The organism is Streptomyces rimosus subsp. rimosus (assembly GCF_000720725.1).
Lineage (GTDB): Bacteria > Actinomycetota > Actinomycetes > Streptomycetales > Streptomycetaceae > Streptomyces > Streptomyces rimosus_A.
This window is the reverse complement of sequence record NZ_JOCQ01000125.1, coordinates 1-23817: the sequence shown is the minus strand read 5'-3', so window position 1 is coordinate 23817 and position 23817 is coordinate 1. Positions and strand designations below refer to the sequence as shown.

Below are 23817 nucleotides of genomic sequence, written 5' to 3'. Positions count from 1 at the left end.
GTGGGGGAGGGCGGGCGGGGGGGAAGGGAGAGAAGCGCTCGGAACGGGGCGGGGCGTCTGGCCCTGCGAGCGCGAAGCGCCGCGCATCTACGCGGCCGCGCGGAGGCCGGGCCGCCCGTGGCAGGTGGCGAACGCGTCGCGTTTCAGGCGGCGAGGTGGTTGGCGACGGCTGGGTGGCCGAGGGAACGTAGCAATGGGTGCCCCGCGCCCCGGGGAAACGATGGGGCTCCCGCCTCCCGGAGGAGTGAAGCGGCCGTCTGTACCGGGGAAGCGATGCAGCCGCCCGCGCCTGGGAACGATTCGGCCCCCGCACCCGGGAACATGGTTCGGTCCCCGCACCAGGAGACTTGATTCGGTCCCCGCGCTCGGGAACGTGATTCGGTCCCCGCACCTGGGAACTCGATCCGGTCGCCCGCACCTGGGGTTAACGATGCGGGCCCGCCGTACCCGGGGAAAGTAGGACAGCCCGCCCGCACCGAGGAAATACGAAGGCCCCCACCAAGGGAAGCGCCATCCGGGGAAGCTCCACCGGCGGCCCTCACCTGGCCCCTCGGGCCCCACCCGGGGGAGAGCCCCACCTGAGGCCTCGTCCGGGGCCCCGCCTCGGGTCTCACCCGGTGGAAGCCCCCGCCCGAGGCCTCGTCCGGGGCCCGCCTCGGGCCCCGCCCGGGGCGTCCCCCGGGGCCTCACCCGGGGGAAAGCCCCCCGCCGGAACGGAGGTTGGCCGCAATGTGCCCTGTCTGTCGTGGACGGCAGAGTTCAGGCCATGATCTTCAATCGATTCCGTGGGCGGTCCACCTCACCGGGCGGCGCTGCCCTCGCGTTGGGCTGTGCCGCGGTCGTACTGGCCACGGTCACGGCTCCGGCCGTGGCAGCAGCTACGGCTACAGCAACGGCTACGGCTACAGCTACGGCTCCGAGGACAGCAGCCACGACGGCAGGGGCGGCCGGGGCCGATGCCTGGTCCGCCGCTTCCCGCCCTTCCCCGGCCACGGCCGAGCGGCGCTCGGGTGCCGGTTCGGTTGTTTCCGTCACCCTCGTCGCCGATCTTGACGCGAAAGAGGTCGTGGCCCGGCTGGAGAAGGCAGGCATCGACGCGGACCAGGTCCGCTACGGCGTACGGGCCCATCGCATCGTCTACCGCACCCGCGGCGCCGATGGGCGGCCCACCACGGCCAGCCAGCTGGTCGTCATGCCCCGGAACGGCAAGCGTGATCTCCAGGTCGTGTCCTGGCTGCACGGTACGACCGTGTACCGGGGCGACGTGGCCTCGGTGAACGACGCGTCCACCGACCGGGCCGCGGCCCTGCTCTTCGCCTCCACCGGCCGGGCCGTGTCCGCGCCGGACTACCTAGGCCTGGGCGTGGGCCCCGGCACCCATCCGTACGGAGACCCGCGGGCGACCGTCACCGCCTCGGTCGACGCGCTGCGTGCGGCCCGCGCGTTTGCGCGGCAGGATCGCCGCATCCTCGGCAGACACGTCCTGGTCAGCGGTTTCTCCCAGGGCGGGCCCGCCACCATGATGGTCGGGCGGGCCCTTCAGCAGGGCGCCGACCCGTACTTCCGACTCGGCGCGCTCGCCCCGGTCGCCGGCCCCTTCGACCTGAGCGCCTTCGAGGCCGCCGCGGCGAACGACAAGGTGGTCCGGTCGTCGCTCTACCTGGCGTACTTCGCGACCGCGTGGAATCGGCTGTACGGCCTGTACGACACGCCGGGGCAGGCGTTCCGCGCCCCGTACGACAAGACGGTGGAAACTCTCTTCGACGGGGACCACAAGGCGTCCGAGATAGCCGCCGCTCTGCCGGCGTCCTCGAAGGACCTGTTCACCCGGGAATTCCTCGACAGGGTCCGCAACCCCACGGGGAAGCTGGCGCAGCGGCTGAATGCGCTGGACACCACCTGTGACTGGCACCCGGACGTGCCGGTGCACCTGTACCACGCCACGGGTGACAAGGACGTGGACTTCGAGAACGCCCGTCACTGTCAGCGCCAGTTGACCGCCAACGGGGCCGTGAACCGGCTCACGGATGTCGGGGACCTCGATCACAACGGGACGGTGCGCGCGGCACTGCCCCTGGTGGTGCGGCAGTTCGACGCCGTACGACCCTGAGCGGGGGACCGGACAGCGGCGCCGGACCAGACTGCGGCGCCGGGCCGGACAGCTGTACCGGGCCGGACAGCGACCCCGGACCGGCGGGCCCGCCCCAGGCAGGCCCGCCGTCCCTTCACTTCCGTACCACCCCCGTATCACCCCCGTACGGGCAACCCGGCCGACCGCCACGCCTGGAAGCCGCCCACCAGATCGGTGGCCCGGTACAGGCCCAGCTGCCGCAGGGACACGGCCGCGAGGCTCGACGCGTAGCCCTCATTGCAGACGACCACCACCGGCAGGTCGTGGCCGGTGGCTTCCGGGGCGCGGTGGGCGCCCGTGGGGTCCAGGCGCCATTCCAGTTCGTTGCGCTCGACGATCAGCGCGCCGGGAATGGTGCCGTCGCGTTCGCGCAGCGCCGCGTAGCGGATGTCCACCAGAAGTCCGCCGTCCCGCTGGACCTCCGCGGCCCGGTGCGGCGTCACCCGGTCGAGCCCGGCGCGCGCCGCCTCCAGGAGCGCGTCGACGGCGCTCACCGCCAGTCCTCCGGGCGCTCGACCTCTTCGAGGCGCAGGACCGGGCCGGTGCGGCTGTAGCGGCGCATCAGCGGCAGCGGGGGGTAGTAGGCGTGCACCGAGACGGCGTGGGTCTCGGGGGAGAGGTTGAGCACCTGGTGGACGTGGTGCGGGCCGAAGGCGCGGCCGCGGCCGTCGGCCAGCGTCCGCTGCCGGTCCACGCCGTCCGCCAGTTCCAGGGTCTTCCACCCCTCGGTGGGCAGCTGGGCGGCGAGCGACTGCTCGGTCAGCTCGCCCGCGGCGGTGGCGAACGCGCCGTGCGAGCCGCCGTGGTCGTGCCAGCCGGTACCTGTACGGGGCGGCCAGCCGATCAGCCACGCCTCGCTGCCGCCGGGCCCCTCCAGGCGGATCCAGGTGCGGCCTTCGGGGTCGAGGGGGAGGGAGGCGACGAGCGGGGCGTCGGCGGCGGTACGGCGGACGAAGTCGAGGAGTTCGGCGGCGCCGGGGCCGGGGCCGCCGGTGGCGGCAGGGCGCGGGCGCGCAGGGGTACGTACATCGGGCACAGGAACCGTCCTGAGTGATCGCGAAGAGACGCGCGCGGGCAGCGGTGAACGCGGCGGCGCGCGGGGGCATGGATGCGGATCAGCAGGACGGACGACACACGCAGCCCGCGTAGCGGACCAGGTCCAGATGGACCCTCCGCCAGAATCGCGAACCGCTTTCCGTCACGTTCCGGAGTGAAGCACGGGGTTTCCCACAGGGTCAACCGCCGACCGACCGGACCTGCGCCTCGGACACGCCGTCCGGTACGTCCCGCGGCACGTTGCCCGGTGCGCCCCCCGGCGCCTCCCCGCCCGCCTGCGAGAACGTGCCGTCGACGGGGGTCGGCCCGCCGGGCGGGCGGGATTCCGGGCCCCTGTCCGAGCGCGGTTCCAGGCGCGATCCCAGGTGTGGTTCCGGGTGCGATCCCAGGTGTGGTTCCGGGTGCGATCCCAGGTGTGGTTCCGGGTGCGGTTCCGGATGTGATTCCGGGTGCGGTTTCAGAGGCGGTTCCGGGTGTGCTCCCGATCGCGCATCCGGATAAGGGGCCGGATAAGGGTCCGGCCGATCCCCTGGGCGCGCCCTTTCGGCGTCCATACGAGACCGCCCCCCGGTATCGCCCCCCTCTCCGCCCTCTCCACCCACTCCACCCACTCCATCCGCACCGCCCACGCCCGACCCACCCGAACCGGCCCCGGCTCCCCCGCCCCGTACCGCGTCCGCGCACGCGTAGAGTTCCGCCGGGCGTACGCCGCCCATCGCCGCGACCAGGTGTCCGTCCGGGCGTACGACCAGGACGGTGTGCGCCACCGCGCCCGGATAGGCCTCGGCGACCAGCACCTCGGCGCGCATCGGCAGGGCCGCCACCGCCTTCGACAGCCGCGGCATCACGCCCGCCGACTTCCAGTGCCGCCGCTCCCACACGCCCGTACCCGGCGCGACCAGCACCACCAGCAGCCGTCGGCCCAGCCGCGTGCGCAGCGGCACCAGGGACCCGTCCGGCGCCGTCACCGGGACGTCCGCGACCGGCGCGCCGACCGGTGTCGCCACCGGAATCGTCCCCGCCGGATCGGTGACCGGGGCGAGGGGAGAGCGGGCGTACGTGGGGGGCGCGCCGAGCGGGCCGCGCCCCAAGTGGCCGTCGGTGAGCATCGCCGTGTGGCCGCGGGCCGCACCCGGGAGCACCGCGCGCCACCGGCCGCCCCGTTCGCCGTCGCGCAACAGCGGCAGCGCCCGGTCGGCCGCGCGCAGCCGGGCCGTCACCGCGCCGCGGCGCTCCGCCTGGTAGCTGTCCAGCAGGGCCTCGGAGGCGCCCTGGTGCCAGGCCAGCGCCAGCTTCCACGCGAGGTTCTCGGCGTCCCGCAGCCCCTCGTCCAGGCCCTGTGTGCCGAGCGCGCCGAGCAGGTGGGCGGCGTCCCCGGCGAGGAAGGCCCGCCCGCGCCGCCAGCGCCGCGCCAGGCGGTGGTGCACCGTGTGCACGCCGGTGTCGAGGAGTTCGTACGGCGGTACGGCCGGAACGCGCGGATCACCGGAACCCGCGGGGACGCGCGCACCGGACCCCGCAGGACCCTGCGCACCGGACCCCGCAGGACCGTCCCCCGCCCCGAGGCCCCCCGACGCCGCTTCGGCGCCCCACACCGCCAGCGAATCGCGGATCCGGGCCACCAGCGCGTCCGGGGTGACCAGGTCCCGGCCGGGCGGCAGCAGCCAGTCCAGCCGCCACAGCCCGCCGGGCAGCGGCCGGGCCGTCACCTCGCCGCCGGATCCGCCGCCGCCCTGCCGGGCGGGCGAGCGGTGCAGCAACGCCTCACCGGGCCAGGGAAGTTCCGTACGCAACGCCGCGACCGCATGCCGCTCGACCGCCGTACGGCCGGGGAAGCGCACCTCCAGCAGCTTGCGGACCGTCGAGCGCGGGCCGTCGCAGCCGACCAGATAACTGGCCCGCCACCAGGCACCGTTGTGGCCGCGGGTGTGGGCGCTGACGCCGTACGCGTCCTGCTTCAGCTCGTCGAGCCGGCTGTCCGCGACGATCCGGACCAGGGGCTCGCCCGCGAGCGCGGTGCGCAGCGCCCTGGTCAGCGCGTGCTGCGGCATGTGCAGGGGGGAGGGGTTCTCCGGGCCGAACTCGACCCGTTCCAGCAGGCGCCGTCGGCGCACCGCGCGCCAGGCCGTCCAGTGCGTGCCCGCCGAGTCCAGGGCCGGGCCGCAGCCCAGCCGGGTCAGGAACGCGGTGGTGTCGGGGCGCAGCACGACCGTACGGGCGGGCCGCGGATCGGTGGCGCCGGGCGCTTCGTCCAGGATGACGCACGGAACGTCGAGGCGGGCGAGGGAGAGGGAGAGCGCGAGGCCGACCGGGCCGGCCCCGACGACGATCACCGGGTCCACGGCGTGGCCACCCCGGTGCGCGGATACTTACGGGACGTACGGGAACTGGCAGTTGGAGCCCGGTGCGCGATCACACAGCGTATGCAACCCACTGCGGGCGCCCGCGTCAAGTGACGGGGGCAGCGGCGCGCGCGGCACTGCCCCCGTCCACGATGTCACGCCGTCAGTTCCCGGCGCCGCCCCCGCCGCCCACGGGCGGGATGTCCGGGGGCCGCCGGGTGTCGACCGGACCGCCGAGCGTGCCGTCGGCGCCCTCCAGCGCGTCCGACGCCGTGACCGGCTCGGCCACCCCGGCGACCGCGATGCCGGTCCTGGACCGCCGGCCGCGCCGCTCGATCCAGGTGGCCAGCGCGGACAGCGCCAGACACATCACCACGTAGATCGCGCCGGCCACGATGATCATCGGCACGTACGGGTTCTCGTCGTTGACGACGATGGTGCTGGCCATCTGCTGGATCGTGTACAGCAGCTCCTCGAAGGTGATGACGTAGCCGAGCGAGGTGTCCTTGAGGGTCACCACCAGCTGGCTGATGATCGTCGGTAGCATCGCCCGGATGGCCTGCGGCATCAGCACCGTCGTCATGACCTGCGTCTTGCTCATGCCGAGCGCGTAGGCCGCCTCGCGCTGGCCCCGGGGCACCGCGTTGATACCGGCGCGCAGCACCTCCGCCTGCACCGCGCCGTTGTAGACGGTCAGACCCACGACCAGCGCCCAGAACTGCGGGGAGTCGCCGGTCAGCCCCAGCTCCTCCTTGTAGGAGAGCAGGATCACCCACAGGGCGTAGATCGTGATCAGCAGCGGGACGGCCCGGAAGACCTCGATGAAGCCGGTCGCCAGCCAGCGCACCGGCTTGTGCTCCGAGAGCCGGGCGACCGCGAGCAGCACGCCGAGCACGAGGGAGAGCACCGCGGCCACCGCGAAGACCTGGAGGGTCGTCAGGACGCCGTTGCGGATGTTGGTCCGTACGCCCGCGTTGTTGAAGATGTTCCACATCTCCGGCGCGAACTGGCCCTTGGCGGCCAGCCGCAGCACGACGAAGACGAGCAGGCCGACGACGGCGAGCGCGCCCACGACGGTGTAGACGCGGTTGCGGACCTTGGCCTTGGGCCCCGGGGCGTCGTAGAGGACGCTGGTCATCGGGCCACCTCCAGGCGGCGCTCCAGCAGCCGGAAGATGCCGCTGATGGCGAACGTGATGATCAAGTAGGCGAGGGCGATCCAGAGGAAGATCCAGCCGATCGGCCGGCCCTGGTCGTTGAGCAGCTTGGAGACGTTGAACAGCTCGGTGTTGCTGAAGGCGCCCGCGATGGCCGAGTTCTTGGTGAGCGCGATCAGGATGCTGCTCAGCGGCGGCAGCACGGTGCGGGTGGCCTGGGGAAGGATGATCATGCGCAGCGTCTGGATGAAGGTCATGCCGATGCTGCGCGCCGCCTCGGCCTGTCCCAGCGGCACGGTGTTGATGCCGGAGCGCACGGCCTCGCAGACGAACGAGGACGTGTAGAAGCCGAGTGCCAGGGTGGCCAGGACGAACGGGCTGGTGCCCGGGAAGAGGACCTGCGGGACGACGAAGAAGGCGACCAGGAACAGCAGGGTGAGCGGGGTGTTGCGCAGCAGCGTCACCCAGGCGGTCCCGAAGGCGCGCAGCGGGGGCACGGGCGAGACCCGGAAACCGGCTATGAGGAGGCCCAGCAGGATGGCGAGCGCCGCGCTGGCCGCGGTCAGCGACACGGTTCCGAGGAACCCGTTGCGGAACTCGGGTAGGTAGTCGAGGAGTACGTTCATGGGTTCTCCGCGGTAGCGGTCAGGGTCAGCGGCGGACGGGTGGACGGCCCGGCGCGGGGTGTGCGCGGTGCGGGGGTACGGACGTGCTCGGGCCCGCGGACGCTTCCGTACGCGGTGTACGGATGGGCGTACGGGGGCGCGGCAAGGGTTCGCGCCCGCGTGCGCACGGGCGTCCCGGCGCGCGGTTCCTCAGGCACCCACGCCCCGTACGCCCGCCGAGGCGGCGTACGGGGCGTGCGGCAGCGGGCAGGGGTGGTGCGATGCGGGTCAGCCGCGCGGCAGCGGCGTCTGCGGCGCGACGAAGCTGGTCCCGGACTTGCCGAGGGTGCCTTCGTAGGCCTTCTTGTAGTCGCCGTTCTTGATGTGCTTCTCCAGCGCGTCGGTGATCGCGTCCCGCAGCGCCTTGTCGCCCTTCTGCAGGCCGACGCCGTACGGCTCCTTGGTGAACGGCTTGCCGACGACCTTCAGCTTCGTGGGCCGCTCGGCCGCGTACCCCTTGAGGATCGCGTCGTCCGTGGTGACCGCGTCCACCTGGCCGTCGAGGAGCTGCTTGACGCACAGCGAGTACTTGGCCAGCTCGGTGGTGGTGGCCCCGTACTTCGGCTTCTTGATCTCCTGGAGCGGGGTGGAGCCGACGATCGAGCAGACCTTCTTGCCCTTGACGGTCTCCGGGCCGGTGATCGACGTGTCGTCCCGGCGGATCAGGAGGTCCGCGCCCGCGGTGTAGTACGGGCCCGCGAAGTCGATCTGCTTCTTGCGCTCGTCGTTGATCGTGTACGTGCCGACGTAGTAGTCGACCTGGCCCTTGGAGATCGCGGTCTCGCGGACGTTGGAGTCGACCGTCTTGAACTCGATCTGCTTCTCGGAGAAGCCCAGGTCGGCGGCGATCATCTTGGCGATCTCGATGTCGAAGCCGGTGCGCTTGCCGGTGGTGTCCTGGAAGCCGAGGTAGGGCTGGTCGGCCTTGGCGCCGATGGTGATCTTCCCGGCCTGCTTGGCCTTCTTCCAGGCCGGCGAGTTCACGTTCGCCTTGTCGTTGACCGGGTAGGTCCCGCTGTAGACATCCCCGCCGGACGCCTTGTCGCCGGCCGTGCCCGACTCGCCGCCGCATGCGGTCGCCGTCGCCGCCAGCGCGAGCACCACCGCACCCGCCGCGGCCGTCTTACGAATCCTCATGGTGAACATCCTTCGGTTCAGCGGAAGTTGGCAATCATGATGACCGGCCGCGGGGTCAGTGGTGGAGGATCTTCGAAAGGAAGTCCTTGGCCCGGTCGCTGCGCGGGTTGTTGAAGAACTGGTTCGGCTCGGCCTCTTCGACGATCCGGCCGTCCGCCATGAAGACGACGCGGTTGGCGGCCGAGCGGGCGAAGCCCATCTCGTGGGTGACCACGACCATCGTCATGCCGTCCCGGGCGAGCTGCTGCATGACCTCCAGCACCTCGTTGATCATCTCCGGGTCGAGGGCCGAGGTCGGCTCGTCGAAAAGCATGACCTTGGGGTCCATCGCCAGGGCCCGGGCGATCGCCACCCGCTGCTGCTGCCCACCGGACAGCTGGGCGGGGTACTTGTCCGCCTGGGTGCCGACCCCCACCCGGTCCAGCAGGGCCCGGGCCTTCTCCTCGGCCGCCTTCTTCTCCGTGCGGCGGACCTTGGTCTGGCCCAGCATCACGTTCTCCAGCACCGTCTTGTGCGCGAAGAGGTTGAAGGACTGGAAGACCATGCCCACGTCGGCGCGGAGCCGGGCCAGCTCGCGCCCCTCCTGCGGCAGCGGCTTGCCGTCGATCGCTATGGAACCGGAGTCGACGGTCTCCAGCCGGTTGATCGTGCGGCACAGGGTCGACTTGCCGGACCCGGAGGGCCCGATCACCACGACCACCTCACCGCGCCGGATGGTCAGGTCGATGTCCTGGAGTACGTGCAGCGCGCCGAAGTGCTTGTTCACGTTGTCCAGCACGACCAGCGGGTCGCCCGCCGGCGCGGGACCCTTGTCGCTCTTGGTCACCGATACTTCGCTCATCGGCGTACAGCTCCGTCCTCCTCGGTTGGGGAGGACCCTAATGACGCCCCGCGACCAGCGTCATCACATCTGAGCGGGATTTGAGCATAACGATACGGCCGCGGGGCACCACGCGGCGTGAACGGGTCGCGCGGCCCCGGCGCCCGGTGTACCGGCTGCATAACGGAACCGCCCCTCCGGGAATACCCCCTTGACGTGCGTACCGTCCATCGCCGTAGATGCCTTTTGGCCGCCCGGCGGGCGGCCCGGCCTCGTACGCGCCCGCGTGCGGGCGTACACCTATGCACCCGCGCGTCCGGATATGCGCGGCAGGGCGGACATCGTGAGGAGGGGGCCGGTGCGGCTGCTGCTCGTGGAGGACGACGACCATGTCGCGGCCGCCCTGTCCGCCGTGCTGGCCCGGCACGGCTTCGACGTCACCCATGCGCGCAGCGGCGAGGAGGCGCTGCACGCCCTGCTCCCCGGCGGCCGGGAGCCCTTCGGGGTGGTCCTGCTCGACCTCGGCCTGCCCGACCAGGACGGCTTCGAGGTCTGTGGCCGGATCCGGCGGCTCGGCACCACCCCGGTGATCATGGTGACCGCGCGGGCCGACGTACGCTCGCGGATCCACGGCCTGAACCTCGGCGCGGACGACTACGTGGTCAAGCCGTACGACACCGGCGAACTCCTCGCCCGTATCCACGCCGTCAGCCGGCGCCGCACCTCCGCGCCCGCCGCCGGCGGCGAGCCGCCCGCCGACGAGGCCGCGCCGCGCGAGGCGCTGCGGCTGGGCACCGTCACCATCGAACTGCCCACCCGCCAGGTGGCCGTGGGCGGCGCCGCCGTACCGCTCACCCGCAAGGAGTTCGACCTGCTCGCCCTGCTGGCTCAGCGGCCCGGCGTGGTCTTCCGGCGGGAGCAGATCATCAGCGAGGTGTGGCGCACCAGCTGGGAGGGGACCGGCCGGACGCTGGAGGTGCACATCGCCTCGCTGCGCGCGAAGCTGGGCATGCCCGCGCTGATCGAGACGGTGCGCGGGGTCGGCTACCGGCTCGTGGCCCCGCCCGCCGTCGTGTCACCGGCCGGCCCGGCCTCCTGACGGCCCCGGCACCGCACCGTGCGCACCCGACTCCTCCCGCTCCTGATCGTCCTGCTGGCCGGCGTACTGCTCGCGCTCGGCTTCCCGCTCGCCGGCATCACCGCCACCGTCGAACAGCAGCGGGTCGTCGTCGACCGGATCGACGACGCGGCGCGCTTCGCCTCCCTGGCGCAGTACGTCACCGCCCGGCCCGGCACCGGCCGCGAGACCCCCGACGAGGACGAGCGGCAGTCCACCCTCGGCGCCGAGCTGCGGCGCTACCACGACCTGTACGGCATCCGCGCGGGCGTCTTCTTCCGCGACGGGACGCCCATGGCGGCGGCCCCCGCCGGCTGGCGCGTACCGGAGCAGGGGGAGGGCGCGCGGGCCTTCAGCGAGGCGCTGGCGGGCCGCCGCAGCCACGACCCCCGCCAGATCCTGCCCTGGGACGACGGCGGCCGCATCCCCGTCGCCTCGCCCGTCATCCGGGACGGCGACGTGGTGGCCGTGGTCTTCACCGACTCGCCCACCGGGCAGATGCGCTCGCGCATCCTGCACGGGTGGCTGCTGATCGTGGCCGGGGAGTGCCTGGCCATGCTCGTCGCGGTGGCCGCCGCCTTCCGGCTCACCGGCTGGGTGCTGCGCCCGGTGCGCATCCTGGACGCGGCGAGCCACGACATCGCGACCGGCCGGATGAACTCCCGGGTCGCCCCCGCCTCCGGGCCGCCGGAACTGCGCCGCCTGGCCCGTTCGTTCAACGAGATGGCCGACAACGTCGAAGACGTGCTGGAGCAGCAGCGCGCCTTCGTCGCCGACGCCTCCCACCAGCTGCGCAACCCGCTCTCCGCGCTGCTGCTGCGCATCGAGCTGCTCGCCCTGGAACTCCCCGAGGGCAACGCGGAGATCGCCTCGGTCCGTACGGAGGGCAAGCGCCTGGCCCGGGTCCTGGACGACCTGCTGGACCTGGCGCTCGCCGAACACGCCGCCGCCGACCTCCAGCTCACCGACGTCGCCGCGCTGGCCGCCGAACGCGTCGACTCCTGGCGCCCGCTGGCCGACGACAAGGGGGTGCTGCTGTCCTACGAGGGGCAGCGGGCCGTCACGGGCTGGGCGGACCCGGTCGCCCTCTCCAGCGCCCTGGACGCGCTGGTCGACAACGCCCTGAAGTTCACGCCCGCCGGGGAGCGGGTCACCGTCGGCGCGGCACCGGACGGCGAACGCGTACGGATCACCGTCCGCGACCACGGGCCCGGCCTCACCGAGGACGAACTGACCCGCATCGGCGACCGCTTCTGGCGCAGCGGACGCCACCAGAACGTCTCCGGTTCCGGCCTGGGCCTGTCGATCACCCGCGCACTGCTGGCCGCCGGGGGCGCCACCCTCTCCTTCGCGCCCCACCGGCCGCACGGGCTGCGGGTGACCGTGGAGATGCCGCGCACCGCGCCCTGACCGCCCGCGCGCGGGCACCGTCCCGCACCACCCGGCGCCGGAATGGACGTGTGTTACCGTTGACGGCGTTGCAGTTGTGGTACCCATGAACTTTGTGCGCGCCCGGTGGCTGAAGCCCCGGGCGTTCCTTGTTTTCCGGACCTTACTCCGGTGTGTGGCGATCATCTCGGCGACAGGGAGGCCGCGCAGTGCGGTCTCCGGTTTGCGCCTCCAGAAGGAGAAAAACATGGCCACCGGCACCGTGAAGTGGTTCAACTCGGAAAAGGGCTTCGGCTTCATCGAGCAGGACGGCGGCGGCCCCGACGTCTTCGCCCACTACTCGAACATCCAGGCCCAGGGCTTCCGTGAGCTCCTGGAAGGCCAGAAGGTCAACTTCGACGTGACCCAGGGCCCCAAGGGCCCGCAGGCGGAGAACATCATCCCCGCCTGACGCCCGCGTCAGCGGACGGGGCCCGCACCGGCCGGTGCGGGCCCCGTCCGTATGCGTACGCGTCCGTACGCGCCGCCCGGCCGTACGACCCGCGGGCGCACCCCCGTACCCGCGGTCCGCAGACCGCACGGCATCTCCCCGCCACAGAAGGGCTTTCAGTGACCCGAGCGACCGCACCGCGACAGAGCGCCGCACCGAAGACGTCCGCGCAGACGTCACCCCAGCCGCCCGCCGTCTCCTTCGACGAGCTGCCGCTGGCACCGGCCCTCCAGACCGAGCTGCGCGCGCAGGGCGTCACCGAGCCGTTCCCCATCCAGGCCGCGACGCTGCCCGCCACCCTCGCGGGCCGGGATGTCCTGGGCCGCGGCCGGACCGGCTCCGGCAAGACCCTGGCCTTCGGGCTGGCGATGCTCAGCCGTACGGCCGGGCGCCGCGCCGAGAGCAAGAGCCCGCTGGCGCTGGTGCTCGTGCCCACCCGCGAGCTGGCCACCCAGGTCACCGACGCGCTCGCCCCGTACGCCGCGGCGGTGGGCCTGCGCACCACCACGGTCGTCGGCGGCACCTCGATCAACCGCCAGATCGCCGCGCTGCGCAAGGGCGCCGAGATCCTGGTCGCCACCCCGGGCCGGCTCGCCGACCTGCTGGACCGCCGCGCCTGCACCCTCGGTCAGGTCGCCGTCACGGTCCTGGACGAGGCCGACCAGATGACCGACATGGGCTTCCTGCCGCAGGTCACCCGCCTGATGGAGAAGGTGGACCCGGACGGCCAGCGGATGCTGTTCTCCGCGACGCTGGACCGCAATGTCGACAAGCTCGTCCGCCGGTTCCTGACCGACCCCGTCACCCACTCCGTGGACCCGTCGGCCGCGACGGTCACCACCATGGAGCACCACGTCCTGTACGTGGAGGACACCGACAAGCGGGCCACCGCGACCGAGATCGCCGCCCGCGACGGCCGCGTGATCATGTTCGTGGACACCAAGCGCGGCGCCGACCGGCTCACCAAGCACCTGCTCGCCCAGGGCGTACGGGCCGCGGCGCTGCACGGCGGCAAGTCCCAGCCGCAGCGCACCCGCACCCTGGAGCAGTTCCGCACCGGCCGGGCCACCGCGCTGATCGCCACCAACGTCGCCGCCCGCGGCATCCACATCGACGGCCTCGACCTCGTGGTCAACGTCGACCCGCCGACCGAGGCCAAGGACTACCTGCACCGCGGCGGCCGCACCGCGCGGGCCGGCGAGTCCGGCACCGTCGTCACCCTGGTCACGCCCGGCCAGCGCCGGGACATGAACCGGCTGATGGCGCGCGCGAAGATCACCCCCGGTACGGCACGGGTCCGGCCGGGCGACGGCGCGCTGATACGCATCACCGGCGCGCAGGCCCCGTCCGGACAGCCGGTCGTGCTCGACGTGCCCGCGCAGCAGGACCGGCAGCAGGACCGGCCCAAGCCCGCGGGGGGCGGCCGGCGGCGGCGTCCGCGTCGGGGCGGCTCCGGCGGCTCCGGTGGTTCCGGCGGCTCCGCGGGCAGCGGGGCGGGCGCGGCGAACGGCGCCCGTCCGGCCCGGCGCCCCTCGCGCGCCCCGAAGGGGCCGCGCACCCCGCGTCCGCAGGCCTGACACGCGCCGGGGCGCGCACGGCTGTCCGTACGCGCCCCGCGCCGGGCTTCCCGCGGTCTCTCCGGCGTCCGTACGTGCCCGGCACCGGCCCGGGCCTCTCCGGCACCGGTACGCGCCCCACGCCGGTTCTCCGCGGCGCCCCACGCCGGTTCTCCGCGGCGCCCCACGCCGGTTCTCCGCGGCGCCCCACGCGCGGGTCACGGCTTCTCCGACACGTAATACCGCCGCGCCCCCTCGTGCAGCGGCAGCGGATCCGTGAACACCGCGGTCCGCAGATCCACCTTCTGCGCGGCGTGCACCTCGGTCCCGATCCGGTCCCGGCTCCTTATGACGGTCCGGGTGATCGCCTCGACCCGTACCGGATCCTCGCGGTCGGTGGTCACCAGCAGATTCGCGACCGCGACCGTCTTGATCGCCTGCCCGTTCTGCACCTGCGGATAGGCGTCGGCCGGCATCACGGCCGCCCGGTAGTGGCGGGACGTCTCGCCCTGCCGGTGCAGCGCCGGGATCAGGTCGCCGAGCTGGACGAGCCGTACCGGCATCCGCCGGGCCACCTGCTGCACGGCCGAGGTCGGCAGCCCGCCCGACCAGAAGAAGGCGTCCAGTTCCTTCTCCTCCAGCAGCTTCGGCATCCGGTCGATACCCACCCGTACCGCCTCGATGTCATGGCCGAAATCCAGCCCGGCCGCCTTCAGCAGATGCCGGGTGACCAGCTGGACGCCGGAGCCGTCCCCGCCCACGCCGACCCGCAGCCCTCTGAGGTCCCGGGTCGAGCGGACGGGGGAGCCGGCCGGGACCACCAACGCCATGTAGTCGTCGTACAGCCGCGCGCAGGCCCGCAGCCGGGCCCCCGCCCGCGGGTCGAGGCGCTGCTGCTCGGCCACCGCGTCCGCGGTGGCGATGGCGAACTGGGCGTTTCCGTTCGCCAGTTGGTCCAGGTTGTCCAGCGACCCCGCGCTGTTCATCAGCCGTACGTCGACCCGCGGCAGGTCCCGGCCCAGATCCTGCTTGAGCAGCTCGCCGTAGCGCGCGTACACCCCGGACCGCACACCGGTCGTCAGCGTCACCTGCCCGGACGGCGTGGGCGGGCCGCCCAGTGGCAGCAGCCACCACAGCAGCAGACCGAGCGCGCCCAGCGCGGCAGCGGCCGCGAGCAGCACCCGGCGGCCGCCGGTGCGGGGGAGTACGGAAACCATGGCGGGATCCTGCCAGTCCCGTACCGGGAACGGGAGGGGCGAGGTGCCGGTGGGAACACGTACCCTGGTCGATTGAGATGAGTGCGAAGACATACGAGGTGCGCACCTACGGGTGCCAGATGAACGTCCACGACTCCGAGCGGCTGTCGGGCCTGCTGGAGGACGCCGGATACGTCCCTGCGCCCAAGGACGCCGAAGGGGCCGATGTCGTCGTCTTCAACACCTGTGCGGTGCGGGAGAACGCCGACAACCGGCTCTACGGCAACCTCGGCCAGCTCGCGCCCAAGAAGGCCGCGCGCCCGGGCATGCAGATCGCCGTCGGCGGCTGCCTGGCCCAGAAGGACCGCGACACCATCGTCAAGAAGGCCCCCTGGGTCGACGTGGTCTTCGGGACGCACAACATCGGCAAGCTGCCGGTCCTCCTGGAGCGCGCCCGCGTCCAGGAGGAGGCCCAGGTCGAGATCGCCGAGTCGCTGGAGGCGTTCCCCTCCACCCTGCCCACCCGCCGCGAGAGCGCCTACGCGGCGTGGGTCTCCATCTCGGTCGGCTGCAACAACACCTGCACCTTCTGCATCGTCCCCGCCCTGCGCGGCAAGGAGAAGGACCGCCGCCCCGGCGACATCCTCGCCGAGATCGAGGCACTGGTCGACGAGGGCGTCTCCGAGATCACCCTGCTCGGCCAGAACGTGAACGCCTACGGCTCCGACATCGGCGACCGCGAGGCGTTCAGCAAGCTGCTGCGCGCCTGCGGCAGGATCGAGGGCCTGGAGCGGGTCCGCTTCACCTCGCCGCACCCCCGCGACTTCACCGACGACGTGATCGCCGCCATGGCCGAGACGCCCAACGTGATGCCGCAGCTGCACATGCCGCTGCAGTCCGGCTCGGACACCGTCCTGAAGGCGATGCGCCGCTCGTACCGCCAGGAGCGCTTCCTCGGCATCATCGAGAAGGTGCGCGCCGCGATGCCGGACGCCGCCATCTCCACGGACATCATCGTCGGCTTCCCCGGCGAGACCGAGGAGGACTTCGAGCAGACCCTGCACACGGTCCGCGAGTCCCGCTTCGCGCAGGCCTTCACCTTCCAGTACTCCAAGCGCCCGGGCACCCCGGCCGCCGAGATGGACGGCCAGATCCCCAAGGAGGTCGTCCAGGCGCGCTACGAGCGGCTGGTCGCCCTCCAGGAGGAGATCTCCTGGGAGGAGAACAAGAAGCAGGTCGGCCGCACCCTGGAGGTGATGGTCGCCGAGGGCGAGGGCCGTAAGGACGACGCCACCCGCCGCCTGTCCGGCCGCGCGCCCGACAACCGCCTGGTGCACTTCACCCGCCCCGAGGAGCCGGTGCGCCCCGGCGACATGGTGACCGTCGAGATCACCTACGCCGCCCCGCACCACCTGCTCGCCGAGGGCCCCGCCAAGGCCGTCCGCCGTACGCGCGCGGGCGACGCCTGGGAGAAGCGCAACGCCGCCCCGGCCGCCAAGCCGGCGGGCGTCATGCTGGGCCTGCCGACGATCGGCGCCCCGGCGCCGAGCCCGGCCCCGGCGGCGGGCTGCGGCTGCGACTGACGGAACGGGCGGGGCAGAGGCTCCCCGCGCGGCGCGGTCGCGCCGTCGGGCTGCCCTGCCCTGTACGGCCGCCTTGCTAGGGTTCCAGCCATGCTTGTCGCCGCCGCCGTCTGCCCGTGTCCGCCGGTCCTCGTCCCGGACGTCGCCTCCGGAGCCGCACCCGAGCTGGACGGCCTGCGGGCCGCCGCGCTCGACGCGGTCGGCGTGCTCGCCGCGGCCCGGCCCGACCGGCTGGTCGTCGTCGGCCCCGCCGAACAGGCGGGCCGCGGGCCGCACGGACAGGGCGCGGTGGGCTCCTTCCGCGGCTTCGGCGTGGACCTGGACGTGAGCCTGGGCGCCGCCGAGACGCCTCCGGAGCGGCCGCTGCCGCCGTCGCTGTCGGTCGGCGCCTGGCTGCTGGCCCGTACGGACTGGGCGGACGCGCCGGTCGAGGGACTGGGCGTCGGCGAGCCGCTGGCCGGCGACCGCTGCGCCCAGGTCGGCCGGGAGATCGCGGCGTCGGCGGAGCGGGTCGCCCTGCTGGTCATGGGCGACGGCAGCGCCTGCCGGACGGTGAAGGCGCCGGGCTACTACGACGAGCGGGCCGAGGCCTTCGACGCGGCCGTGGCGCGCGCTCTGGGGGCCGCGGACACCGAGGCCCTGGCCGGGCTCGACGCCGAGCTGGCGAGCGAGCTGAAGGCGTCCGGACGGGTCTGCTGGCAGGTCCTGGCCGGCGCCGCGGAGGGCGCCGGGCTGCGCGGCGAGCTGCTGCGCGAGGAGGCTCCGTACGGGGTGGGGTACTTCGTGGCGGCCTGGTCGTAACGGCCGCGGCCTGGCCGCAGTGGCGGCTCTTGTGGCGACGGCTCGCTCGGAGGGCGTACGGAAGTGCCCCGGGGCGCGGATCCACGCACGCGCGCCCCGGTGACACGCCGACGGCCGCGGAGCGCGTCGCTCCGCGGCCGTCGTACGCCGTGCGGGCCGTCCGGCCCGGGACCCCGTGCCTGCCTCAGGAGGCCGGGCCCCGCGCGCTGGTGCCGCCGCTGCCGCCGGACCGGCGGGATTCCCCGGCCAGCCGGCCGAGGGCGTCCTTCGCCTTGCCGGCGCCGCTCCCGATCTGACGGCTGTACTTGCCCTCGGTCCTCTCGTCGACCGCCCGTGCGGCCTTGTCGAGGCCCTGCTCGATCCGGTCCCCGTGCTGCCGCGCGAGATCACCGGCCCGGTCCTTGAGCGGACCGAACGTGGCCTTGAGGTTGTCCAGCAGGCCCATGGGCCACCTTCCTTGCGTACCGCGTCCTACTTGCGGGCGCCTTCCCCGGCCTCGCTGTCGGCGGCCTCGTCGGCCGACTGCTGCTTGGGGATCTCGACACCCTCGGCGGCAGCGGCCTCACCGGCCTCCTCGGCGGACGGCTTCGCGTCCGCACCCGCCCCTTCCTGCTCCGCCTGCGCGGCGGCCCCGTCGGGGCGGTCCGCCGACTCGTCACCCTCGGCCGGCTCCGCCGTCAGTGTCGCGGCGGCGGCCTCCTCCGTCGATGCTTCGCTCTTACGGCGACGAAACCGTGAAAACACGCCCATAACTCCACTCCATACGTTACTCGTGCGGGCGAAATCCCGGGGCGCCCGGAGCGTCCCATTGCGCCGCCCGCGGGCTCCGGTCCGTGAACCGGCGGCCGGAACCTCGCATCAGGCAACGAACACGGAGGCGAGCCGTCACGTCGCTCGTTCGAGATCAGGCCCGGGGGTTTGCGAGACTGGGCCGGTGAACACCGCAGTTCCCGCACCCCGGGTCATCGCCGTCGTCGGTCCCACCGCGGCCGGAAAGTCCGATCTGGGCGTAGCCCTCGCCCGGCACCTCGGCGGCGAGGTCGTCAACGCCGACTCCATGCAGCTCTACCGCGGAATGGACATCGGCACCGCCAAGCTGACGGTGCCCGAACGCCAGGGCGTCCCGCACCACCTCCTGGACATCTGGGACGTCACCCGCGCGGCGAACGTCGCCGAGTACCAGCGGCTGGCCCGTGCCGAGATCGACCGGCTGCTCGCCGAGGGCCGCACGCCCGTCCTCGTCGGCGGCTCCGGCCTGTACGTACGCGGCGCCCTCGACGCCCTCGACTTCCCCGGCACCGATCCCGAGGTGCGCGCCCGCCTGGAGGCCGAGCTGGCCGAGCACGGCAGCGGCGCCCTGCACGCCCGGCTCGCCGCCGCCGACCCCGAGGCCGCCCGCGCCATCCTGGCGGGCAACGGGCGGCGCATCGTGCGCGCCCTGGAGGTGATCGAGATCACCGGCCGCCCCTTCACCGCCAACCTCCCGGGACACGAGGCGGTCTACGACACCGTCCAGATCGGCGTCGACGTGGCCCGCCCCGAGCTGGACGAGCGCATCGCCCGCCGGGTGGACCGGATGTGGGAGGAGGGCCTGGTGGACGAGGTGCGGCGGCTGGAGGACGCGGGGCTGCGCGAGGGCCGTACCGCCTCCCGGGCCCTCGGCTACCAGCAGGTGCTCGCCCAGCTCGCGGGGGAGTGCACGGAGCAGGAGGCGCGGGACGCGACGGTCCGGGCCACCAAGCGCTTCGCCCGCCGCCAGGACTCCTGGTTCCGCCGGGACCCCCGGGTCCACTGGCTCAGCGGTGCCGCCGCGGACCGCGCGGAACTCCCGGAGCGGGCGCTGGCGTTGGTAGCGCCCCCGGTCACAGCCTGATCACGTCATGGCATCGGGACGCTCCGCCCGTCATCCGGGCCCCCGGGAGCGTGTCATCATCGACCTTCGATCGAGGCGTGCAGTCAGCAGTGGGGAGGGCGCGTGGCGATGGAGGCCGGCCCTCGCAACAGACCGCAGCAACCGGACGGTCGGGGCGACGGACAGCGGGACGCGACGGAGTCGCTGACCCACGACGGACCCGGGTCCTTCGGCCCCGACGGGGCCGCCCCGGACCATGCCGTCGGGCCCGGCGCGCTGGGCGGACCGGCACGTCCGGCGTCCCTGGACGGCTCGGACGGCCCGGAGCCGGCCGTGGAGGGCGGCGAGTCCTTCCGTGAACTGCGCCCGCCGCGCCGGCTGCGCATCTGGCAGCTCGCGCCCATCGTGGGCCTCGCCATCCTCGGCTCGCTGATGTTCGCCTTCCCGCTCGCCTTCGAGTTCGGCGGCGACAGCGGCGCGGTGATCTCCATGCTCGGCCTGCTGCTGTTCGGCTGCGCCGCCGGCTGGGGCATGATGGCCGCCCGCCGGGTCGGCCACACCTGGCCCGGCCTGCCCGCCCGCGGCTCCGGCCGCCGCCCGGACTGGCGGGTCGTCCTGGCGTACGCGGCGGTCGTGGCCGTCCTCGCCCTGCTGGCCGTATGGCGGGTCGCCCGGCTGCACTGACTGCCGGTGGCGGTCTGCCGGTGACGGTGCCCCTCGCCCGTGCCCGGCCGGGGCGGGAAAGCGGGCTGTCACTGCCGGGCCGTACGATGCAGACATGACCAACGCACCGGGAACCGCACTGGCCACGGAGGCCGCAGTGGACACCGCGCCGGCCGCCGCGGGCGGCCCCGGCCGCGGCATCGCCTTCCTCAAGGGCCACGGCACGGAGAACGACTTCGTGATCGTCCCCGACCCGGACGGCGTCCTGGACCTGTCGGCCGACGCGGTGGCGCGGATCTGCGACCGCCGGGCCGGTGTCGGCGGTGACGGCCTGCTGCGCGTGGTGCGCTCCGCCGCCGACCCCGCGGCCCGCGCCCAGGCCGCCGAGGCCGAGTGGTTCATGGACTACCGCAACGGCGACGGCTCCGTGGCCGAGATGTGCGGCAACGGCGTCCGCGTCTTCGCCCGCTACCTCCAGCACGCCGGCCTGGCCGGCGCGGGCGGGTTCGCCATCGCCACCCGGGCCGGCGTCAAGCGGGTGCGGCTGGCCGAGAACGGCGACGTCACGGTCTCCATGGGCCGCGCCGACCTGCTCCCGGACGGCGTGACGGTCACGATCGGCGGCCGCAGCTGGCCCGCCCGCAACGTCAACATGGGCAACCCGCACGCCGTCGCCTTCGTCGAGGACCTCGACCACGCCGGGGACCTGTACGGCGTCCCGCCGTTCAGCCCAGCCTCCGTCTACCCGCACGGCGTCAACATCGAGTTCGTCGCCGACCGCGGCCCGCGCCACGTCGCGATGCGGGTCCACGAGCGCGGCGCCGGCGAGACCCGCTCCTGCGGCACCGGCGCCTGTGCCGTCGCGGTCGCCGCCGCCCGCCGGGACGGCGCCGATCCCGCGGCCACCGGCAGCCCCGTCACCTACCGGGTGGACCTGCCCGGCGGCAGCCTGTCGATCACCGAGCTGCCGGACGGCACGGTCGAGATGACCGGCCCCGCGGTGATCGTCGCGCACGGCACGCTGGACCCGGCGTGGCTGGTCACGGCCCTCGACTGAGACTTCGCTCGAATGGGTGATCCGGTTCACGCTGGGCGAGAGCGGGACAGCGCTGCGTGATGGGCTCGGTAGCATCAAGCACCGGCCCGGGGCGACCGACTGCGGGCGCCCGACCGCCGGTCGACGCCGCCGGAGGTGCCCATGAGCGCAGAGGCCACGAACCCTGGTAATCCCGTCGCGCCGGTCCAGGCCGGTCCGCCCGACCTGGGCGAGGTCTCGCACCGCAAACGCGGCCGCCCCCGGCTGGAGCTGCGCGGCCTGCGCCGCATCGGCCGGGCCGCGCTCCTGGGGCCGGCCCCCCGCGACGGCCTGCCGGACGCCCTGGAGCACGTCGCCAAGGTGCACCGCGCCCACCACCCGGACGCCGACCTGGACACCCTGAGCAGGGCCTACGCGCTCGCCGAGTCCTCGCACCGCGGCCAGCTGCGCAAGAGCGGCGAACCGTACATCACCCACCCGCTCGCGGTGACCCTGATCCTGGCCGAACTGGGCGCCGAGACCACGACCTTGACCGCCTCCCTGCTCCACGACACCGTCGAGGACACGGAGGTGACGCTCGATCAGGTCGGCTCGGAGTTCGGCAAGGAGGTCTGCTACCTGGTCGACGGCGTGACCAAGCTGGAGAAGGTCGACTACGGCGCCGCCGCCGAGCCCGAGACCTTCCGCAAGATGCTGGTCGCCACCGGCAACGACGTACGCGTGATGTCCATCAAGCTGGCCGACCGGCTGCACAACATGCGCACCCTGGGCGTGATGCGCCCCGAGAAGCAGGCCAGGATCGCCAAGGTCACCCGCGACGTGCTCATCCCGCTGGCCGAACGGCTGGGCGTGCAGGCCCTCAAGAGCGAACTGGAGGACCTGGTCTTCGCGATCCTGCACCCGGAGGAGTACGCCACCACCCGTGCCCTCGTCCTCGGCCACGCGGCCCGCCCGGACCCTCTGGCCGCGATCGCCGAACGGGTGCGCGCCGTCCTGGACGAGGCCGACATCGCCGCCGAAGTCCTCGTCCGGCCCCGGCACTTGGTATCCGTGCACCGCGTACGCCTGACGCGCGGCACGGTCACCGGCACCGACCTCGGCCGTCTGCTGGTGCTCGTCGCCGAGGACGCCGACTGCTACGCGGTCCTCGGCGAGCTGCACACCTGCTTCACGCCGGTGGTCTCGGAGTTCAAGGACTTCATCGCCGCGCCGAAGTTCAACCTCTACCAGTCGCTGCACACCGCCGTCACGGACGAGGACGGCGCCATTGCGGAAACGCTCATCCGTACGCACCGCATGCACCGTGTCGCCGAGGCCGGGGTCGTCGCGCTGGGCAACCCGTACGCCCCCGCGGACGGCTCCGAGCCCGCGGCCGAGCGCCCCGCCGGTAGCGGCACGGAGGGCGACCACGCCGCCGAGGACGGGGAGGAGCGGGTGGACCCGACCCAGCCCGGCTGGCTGTGCCGCCTCCTGGAGTGGCAGCGCGCCACCCCCGACCCGGACACGTTCTGGACCTCGCTGCGCGCCGACCTCGCCCAGGACCGCGAGATCACGGTCTTCTGTGCGGAAGGGGGCTTCGGCGACAGCAGCGGCCCGGCCGGCACGGGCGCCGCCGGTACGGGCACGGACGGCACCGCCACCGTCGGCCTGCCCGCAGGCGCGAGCTGCGTGGACGCCGCCTACGCGCTCTACGGCGAAGGAGCGCACAACTGCATCGGCGCGCGCGTCAACGGCCGCCTCGCAACCCTTTCCACGGTCCTGTGCGACGGCGACAGCCTGCACCTGCTCATGGCCCCCGACTCCGCCGCCGGACCCTCGCCCGACTGGCTCGACCACACCCGTACACCGGCCGCCCGGCTCGCCATCTCCCGCTGGCTGGCCGCCCATCCGGGGGCGGAAACAGGGGAGGGCGAGAGCGCGGTGGGGGCGGGCGCGCCGAGTGGCGCCGGCGGGGCGCGCGGTGCCGGGGCCGCCGAGACGCCCGGCCGCTCCGGCGGGACGGACACCGCCGGGCTGTCCACCGACCTCCCCGGCGCGACCGTACGGCTCGCGGGCTGCTGCACCCCCGTACCCCCCGACCACGTCACCGGCTTCGCCGTACGGGGCGGCATAGTGACCGTCCACCGGGTGCTGTGCCCGGTGGTGGCCCGGATGGCCGCCTCCGGGCGCAAGCCGGTCGGCGCCCGCTGGCGCGGCGCGGGCAACCGCGCGCAGGGCTGCCGGGTCACCCTCCTCGCCGAGGCTTTCACCCGGCCGCACCTGCTCGCCGACCTCACGGAGGCCATCGCCGCCGAGGGGGCCGCCGTGGTCGCCGCGGCCGTGGAGCCGCCCCGCGAACAGCGCGTACGCCACACGTACACGCTCCACCTGCCGGACGCGGCCAAGCTGCCGTCCCTGATGCGGGCGATGCGGCAGGTCCCGGGCGTCTTCGACGTACTGCGGGCGGGCCGCGCGCGGTCGACCATGGCGGCGCGTTCCTGAGGGGCGGCCGCTCCGGAGCGTGGCCGAGAAGGGCGGCGCGTTCCCGATGGGTGTCCACTCCCGCGCGCGGTCGGTGATGGCGGTGCGCCCGAGAGGCGCCCGCTCCGGCGCTCGGCGGACGATGACAGCGCATCCCCGGAGGCGCCCGCCCCGCGTGCGGTCGGTACACCCGTTCCCCACCGGCCTCGACGGACGTACGGCCCGCCCTCGTTCGGGTGCCGTACTGCCGCGTCGGCCACGGGCCGGGGCACCGCGCTGGTAGCGGTGTCCCATGCCGCTTTCCTCGTACCACCCCGCCCCCGGCCCCGGCGGCCCCGCCTCCGCCCCCGGCCGGGGACCCGAAGGC

Annotated in this window: 22 protein-coding genes; 11 read left to right on the top strand and 11 right to left on the bottom strand. The window is 73.7% G+C overall.

Annotated features, from left to right (window positions below):
• The first annotated feature begins 766 nt into the window (after positions 1-766).
• Positions 767-2110 (top strand): hypothetical protein, encoded by a 1344-nt coding sequence (locus tag IH45_RS0137645; RefSeq protein WP_234440827.1) that lies wholly within the window; start codon positions 767-769, stop codon positions 2108-2110.
• 137 nt (positions 2111-2247) lie between these two features.
• On the opposite strand, the gene IH45_RS0137640 is transcribed toward IH45_RS0137645, so the two are convergent.
• From IH45_RS0137640 to IH45_RS0137605, 8 genes are all read right to left on the bottom strand, one after another.
• Positions 2248-2625: a rhodanese-like domain-containing protein gene (locus IH45_RS0137640; protein WP_030679684.1), complete on the bottom strand. Its 378-nt coding sequence runs from the start codon at positions 2623-2625 to the stop codon at positions 2248-2250.
• Positions 2622-3167: a cupin domain-containing protein gene (locus tag IH45_RS0137635; RefSeq protein WP_030679682.1), complete on the bottom strand. Its 546-nt coding sequence runs from the start codon at positions 3165-3167 to the stop codon at positions 2622-2624. The genes IH45_RS0137640 and IH45_RS0137635 overlap by 4 nt, the downstream gene beginning before the upstream one ends.
• A 79-nt stretch (positions 3168-3246) precedes the next feature.
• Entirely contained in the window at positions 3247-3333 is an 87-nt protein-coding gene (locus IH45_RS1000000150905) for a putative leader peptide (RefSeq protein ID WP_312024649.1), read from the bottom strand.
• A gap of 33 nt (positions 3334-3366) precedes the next feature.
• The gene (locus IH45_RS0137625; RefSeq protein ID WP_234440826.1) at positions 3367-5529 is read right to left on the bottom strand and encodes an FAD-dependent monooxygenase; all 2163 of its coding nucleotides are present in this window, start codon (positions 5527-5529) and stop codon (positions 3367-3369) included.
• Between the two features lie 163 nt (positions 5530-5692).
• Entirely contained in the window at positions 5693-6667 is a 975-nt protein-coding gene (locus tag IH45_RS0137620) for an amino acid ABC transporter permease (protein ID WP_030679675.1), read from the bottom strand.
• Positions 6664-7311 carry an amino acid ABC transporter permease gene (locus IH45_RS0137615; protein WP_030679672.1) on the bottom strand — a complete coding sequence of 216 codons (648 nt, stop codon included), beginning with the start codon at positions 7309-7311 and terminating at the stop codon, positions 6664-6666. The genes IH45_RS0137620 and IH45_RS0137615 overlap by 4 nt, the downstream gene beginning before the upstream one ends.
• A 267-nt stretch (positions 7312-7578) precedes the next feature.
• Entirely contained in the window at positions 7579-8487 is a 909-nt protein-coding gene (locus tag IH45_RS0137610) for a glutamate ABC transporter substrate-binding protein (RefSeq protein ID WP_030679668.1), read from the bottom strand.
• A gap of 55 nt (positions 8488-8542) precedes the next feature.
• A complete protein-coding gene (locus IH45_RS0137605) occupies positions 8543-9328 on the bottom strand; it encodes an amino acid ABC transporter ATP-binding protein (RefSeq protein ID WP_030679665.1) in 786 nt (261 codons plus the stop codon).
• Positions 9329-9665: 337 nt separating this feature from the next.
• Here IH45_RS0137605 and IH45_RS0137600 point away from each other — a divergent pair, with 337 nt between their 5' ends.
• The 4 genes from IH45_RS0137600 to IH45_RS0137585 all read left to right on the top strand — a co-directional run bounded on the left by IH45_RS0137600 (position 9666) and on the right by IH45_RS0137585 (position 13880).
• Positions 9666-10406, top strand: a complete 741-nt coding sequence (locus tag IH45_RS0137600) for a response regulator transcription factor (protein WP_030679662.1) — start codon at positions 9666-9668, stop codon at positions 10404-10406.
• An 18-nt stretch (positions 10407-10424) separates the two neighbouring features.
• Positions 10425-11834, top strand: a complete 1410-nt coding sequence (locus tag IH45_RS0137595) for a sensor histidine kinase (RefSeq protein ID WP_030679659.1) — start codon at positions 10425-10427, stop codon at positions 11832-11834.
• Positions 11835-12060: 226 nt separating this feature from the next.
• The gene (locus tag IH45_RS0137590; protein WP_030603384.1) at positions 12061-12264 is read left to right on the top strand and encodes a cold-shock protein; all 204 of its coding nucleotides are present in this window, start codon (positions 12061-12063) and stop codon (positions 12262-12264) included.
• Positions 12265-12422: 158 nt separating this feature from the next.
• Entirely contained in the window at positions 12423-13880 is a 1458-nt protein-coding gene (locus IH45_RS0137585; protein WP_107058794.1) for a DEAD/DEAH box helicase, read from the top strand.
• Between the two features lie 197 nt (positions 13881-14077).
• Here the strand turns inward: IH45_RS0137585 and IH45_RS0137580 are convergent, their stop codons facing one another.
• The gene (locus IH45_RS0137580) at positions 14078-15076 is read right to left on the bottom strand and encodes a TAXI family TRAP transporter solute-binding subunit (RefSeq protein ID WP_030679647.1); all 999 of its coding nucleotides are present in this window, start codon (positions 15074-15076) and stop codon (positions 14078-14080) included.
• Between the two features lie 77 nt (positions 15077-15153).
• On the opposite strand from IH45_RS0137580, the gene miaB reads away from it, so the two are divergent.
• Positions 15154-16638 carry a tRNA (N6-isopentenyl adenosine(37)-C2)-methylthiotransferase MiaB gene (gene miaB, locus IH45_RS0137575; protein ID WP_030679644.1) on the top strand — a complete coding sequence of 495 codons (1485 nt, stop codon included), beginning with the start codon at positions 15154-15156 and terminating at the stop codon, positions 16636-16638.
• Positions 16639-16728: 90 nt separating this feature from the next.
• Positions 16729-17439 carry a class III extradiol dioxygenase subunit B-like domain-containing protein gene (locus IH45_RS0137570; RefSeq protein WP_030679640.1) on the top strand — a complete coding sequence of 237 codons (711 nt, stop codon included), beginning with the start codon at positions 16729-16731 and terminating at the stop codon, positions 17437-17439.
• A 184-nt stretch (positions 17440-17623) separates the two neighbouring features.
• On the opposite strand, the gene IH45_RS0137565 is transcribed toward IH45_RS0137570, so the two are convergent.
• A complete protein-coding gene (locus tag IH45_RS0137565) occupies positions 17624-17884 on the bottom strand; it encodes an antitoxin (RefSeq protein WP_030679637.1) in 261 nt (86 codons plus the stop codon).
• 26 nt (positions 17885-17910) lie between these two features.
• Positions 17911-18189: a hypothetical protein gene (locus IH45_RS0137560; protein ID WP_030679634.1), complete on the bottom strand. Its 279-nt coding sequence runs from the start codon at positions 18187-18189 to the stop codon at positions 17911-17913.
• A gap of 184 nt (positions 18190-18373) precedes the next feature.
• On the opposite strand from IH45_RS0137560, the gene miaA reads away from it, so the two are divergent.
• The 4 genes from miaA (at position 18374) to IH45_RS0137540 (ending at position 23471) form a co-directional block, all read left to right on the top strand.
• Positions 18374-19312 carry a tRNA (adenosine(37)-N6)-dimethylallyltransferase MiaA gene (miaA, locus tag IH45_RS0137555; protein WP_030679631.1) on the top strand — a complete coding sequence of 313 codons (939 nt, stop codon included), beginning with the start codon at positions 18374-18376 and terminating at the stop codon, positions 19310-19312.
• A gap of 108 nt (positions 19313-19420) precedes the next feature.
• Positions 19421-19975: a hypothetical protein gene (locus IH45_RS0137550; RefSeq protein ID WP_030679628.1), complete on the top strand. Its 555-nt coding sequence runs from the start codon at positions 19421-19423 to the stop codon at positions 19973-19975.
• 94 nt (positions 19976-20069) lie between these two features.
• A complete protein-coding gene (gene dapF / locus IH45_RS0137545) occupies positions 20070-21011 on the top strand; it encodes a diaminopimelate epimerase (RefSeq protein ID WP_234440825.1) in 942 nt (313 codons plus the stop codon).
• 141 nt (positions 21012-21152) lie between these two features.
• Positions 21153-23471, top strand: coding sequence for a RelA/SpoT family protein (locus IH45_RS0137540; protein ID WP_078897971.1), 2319 nt, complete (start codon positions 21153-21155; stop codon positions 23469-23471).
• The last annotated feature ends 346 nt before the right edge of the window (positions 23472-23817 follow it).

What these genes read in the sequence shown, in the direction of transcription:
- IH45_RS0137615 (WP_030679672.1), bottom strand. Translation starts at nt 7,311, where the DNA reads ATGAACGTACTCCTCGACTACCTACCCGAGTTCCGCAACGGGTTCCTC.
- IH45_RS0137645 (WP_234440827.1), top strand. Translation starts at nt 767, where the DNA reads ATGATCTTCAATCGATTCCGTGGGCGGTCCACCTCACCGGGCGGCGCT.
- dapF (WP_234440825.1), top strand. Translation starts at nt 20,070, where the DNA reads ATGACCAACGCACCGGGAACCGCACTGGCCACGGAGGCCGCAGTGGAC.
- IH45_RS0137570 (WP_030679640.1), top strand. Translation starts at nt 16,729, where the DNA reads ATGCTTGTCGCCGCCGCCGTCTGCCCGTGTCCGCCGGTCCTCGTCCCG.
- IH45_RS0137590 (WP_030603384.1), top strand. Translation starts at nt 12,061, where the DNA reads ATGGCCACCGGCACCGTGAAGTGGTTCAACTCGGAAAAGGGCTTCGGC.
- IH45_RS0137550 (WP_030679628.1), top strand. Translation starts at nt 19,421, where the DNA reads ATGGAGGCCGGCCCTCGCAACAGACCGCAGCAACCGGACGGTCGGGGC.
- IH45_RS0137580 (WP_030679647.1), bottom strand. Translation starts at nt 15,076, where the DNA reads ATGGTTTCCGTACTCCCCCGCACCGGCGGCCGCCGGGTGCTGCTCGCG.
- IH45_RS0137610 (WP_030679668.1), bottom strand. Translation starts at nt 8,487, where the DNA reads ATGAGGATTCGTAAGACGGCCGCGGCGGGTGCGGTGGTGCTCGCGCTG.
- miaB (WP_030679644.1), top strand. Translation starts at nt 15,154, where the DNA reads ATGAGTGCGAAGACATACGAGGTGCGCACCTACGGGTGCCAGATGAAC.
- IH45_RS0137540 (WP_078897971.1), top strand. Translation starts at nt 21,153, where the DNA reads ATGAGCGCAGAGGCCACGAACCCTGGTAATCCCGTCGCGCCGGTCCAG.
- IH45_RS0137560 (WP_030679634.1), bottom strand. Translation starts at nt 18,189, where the DNA reads ATGGGCGTGTTTTCACGGTTTCGTCGCCGTAAGAGCGAAGCATCGACG.
- IH45_RS0137605 (WP_030679665.1), bottom strand. Translation starts at nt 9,328, where the DNA reads ATGAGCGAAGTATCGGTGACCAAGAGCGACAAGGGTCCCGCGCCGGCG.
- IH45_RS0137620 (WP_030679675.1), bottom strand. Translation starts at nt 6,667, where the DNA reads ATGACCAGCGTCCTCTACGACGCCCCGGGGCCCAAGGCCAAGGTCCGC.
- IH45_RS0137565 (WP_030679637.1), bottom strand. Translation starts at nt 17,884, where the DNA reads ATGGGCCTGCTGGACAACCTCAAGGCCACGTTCGGTCCGCTCAAGGAC.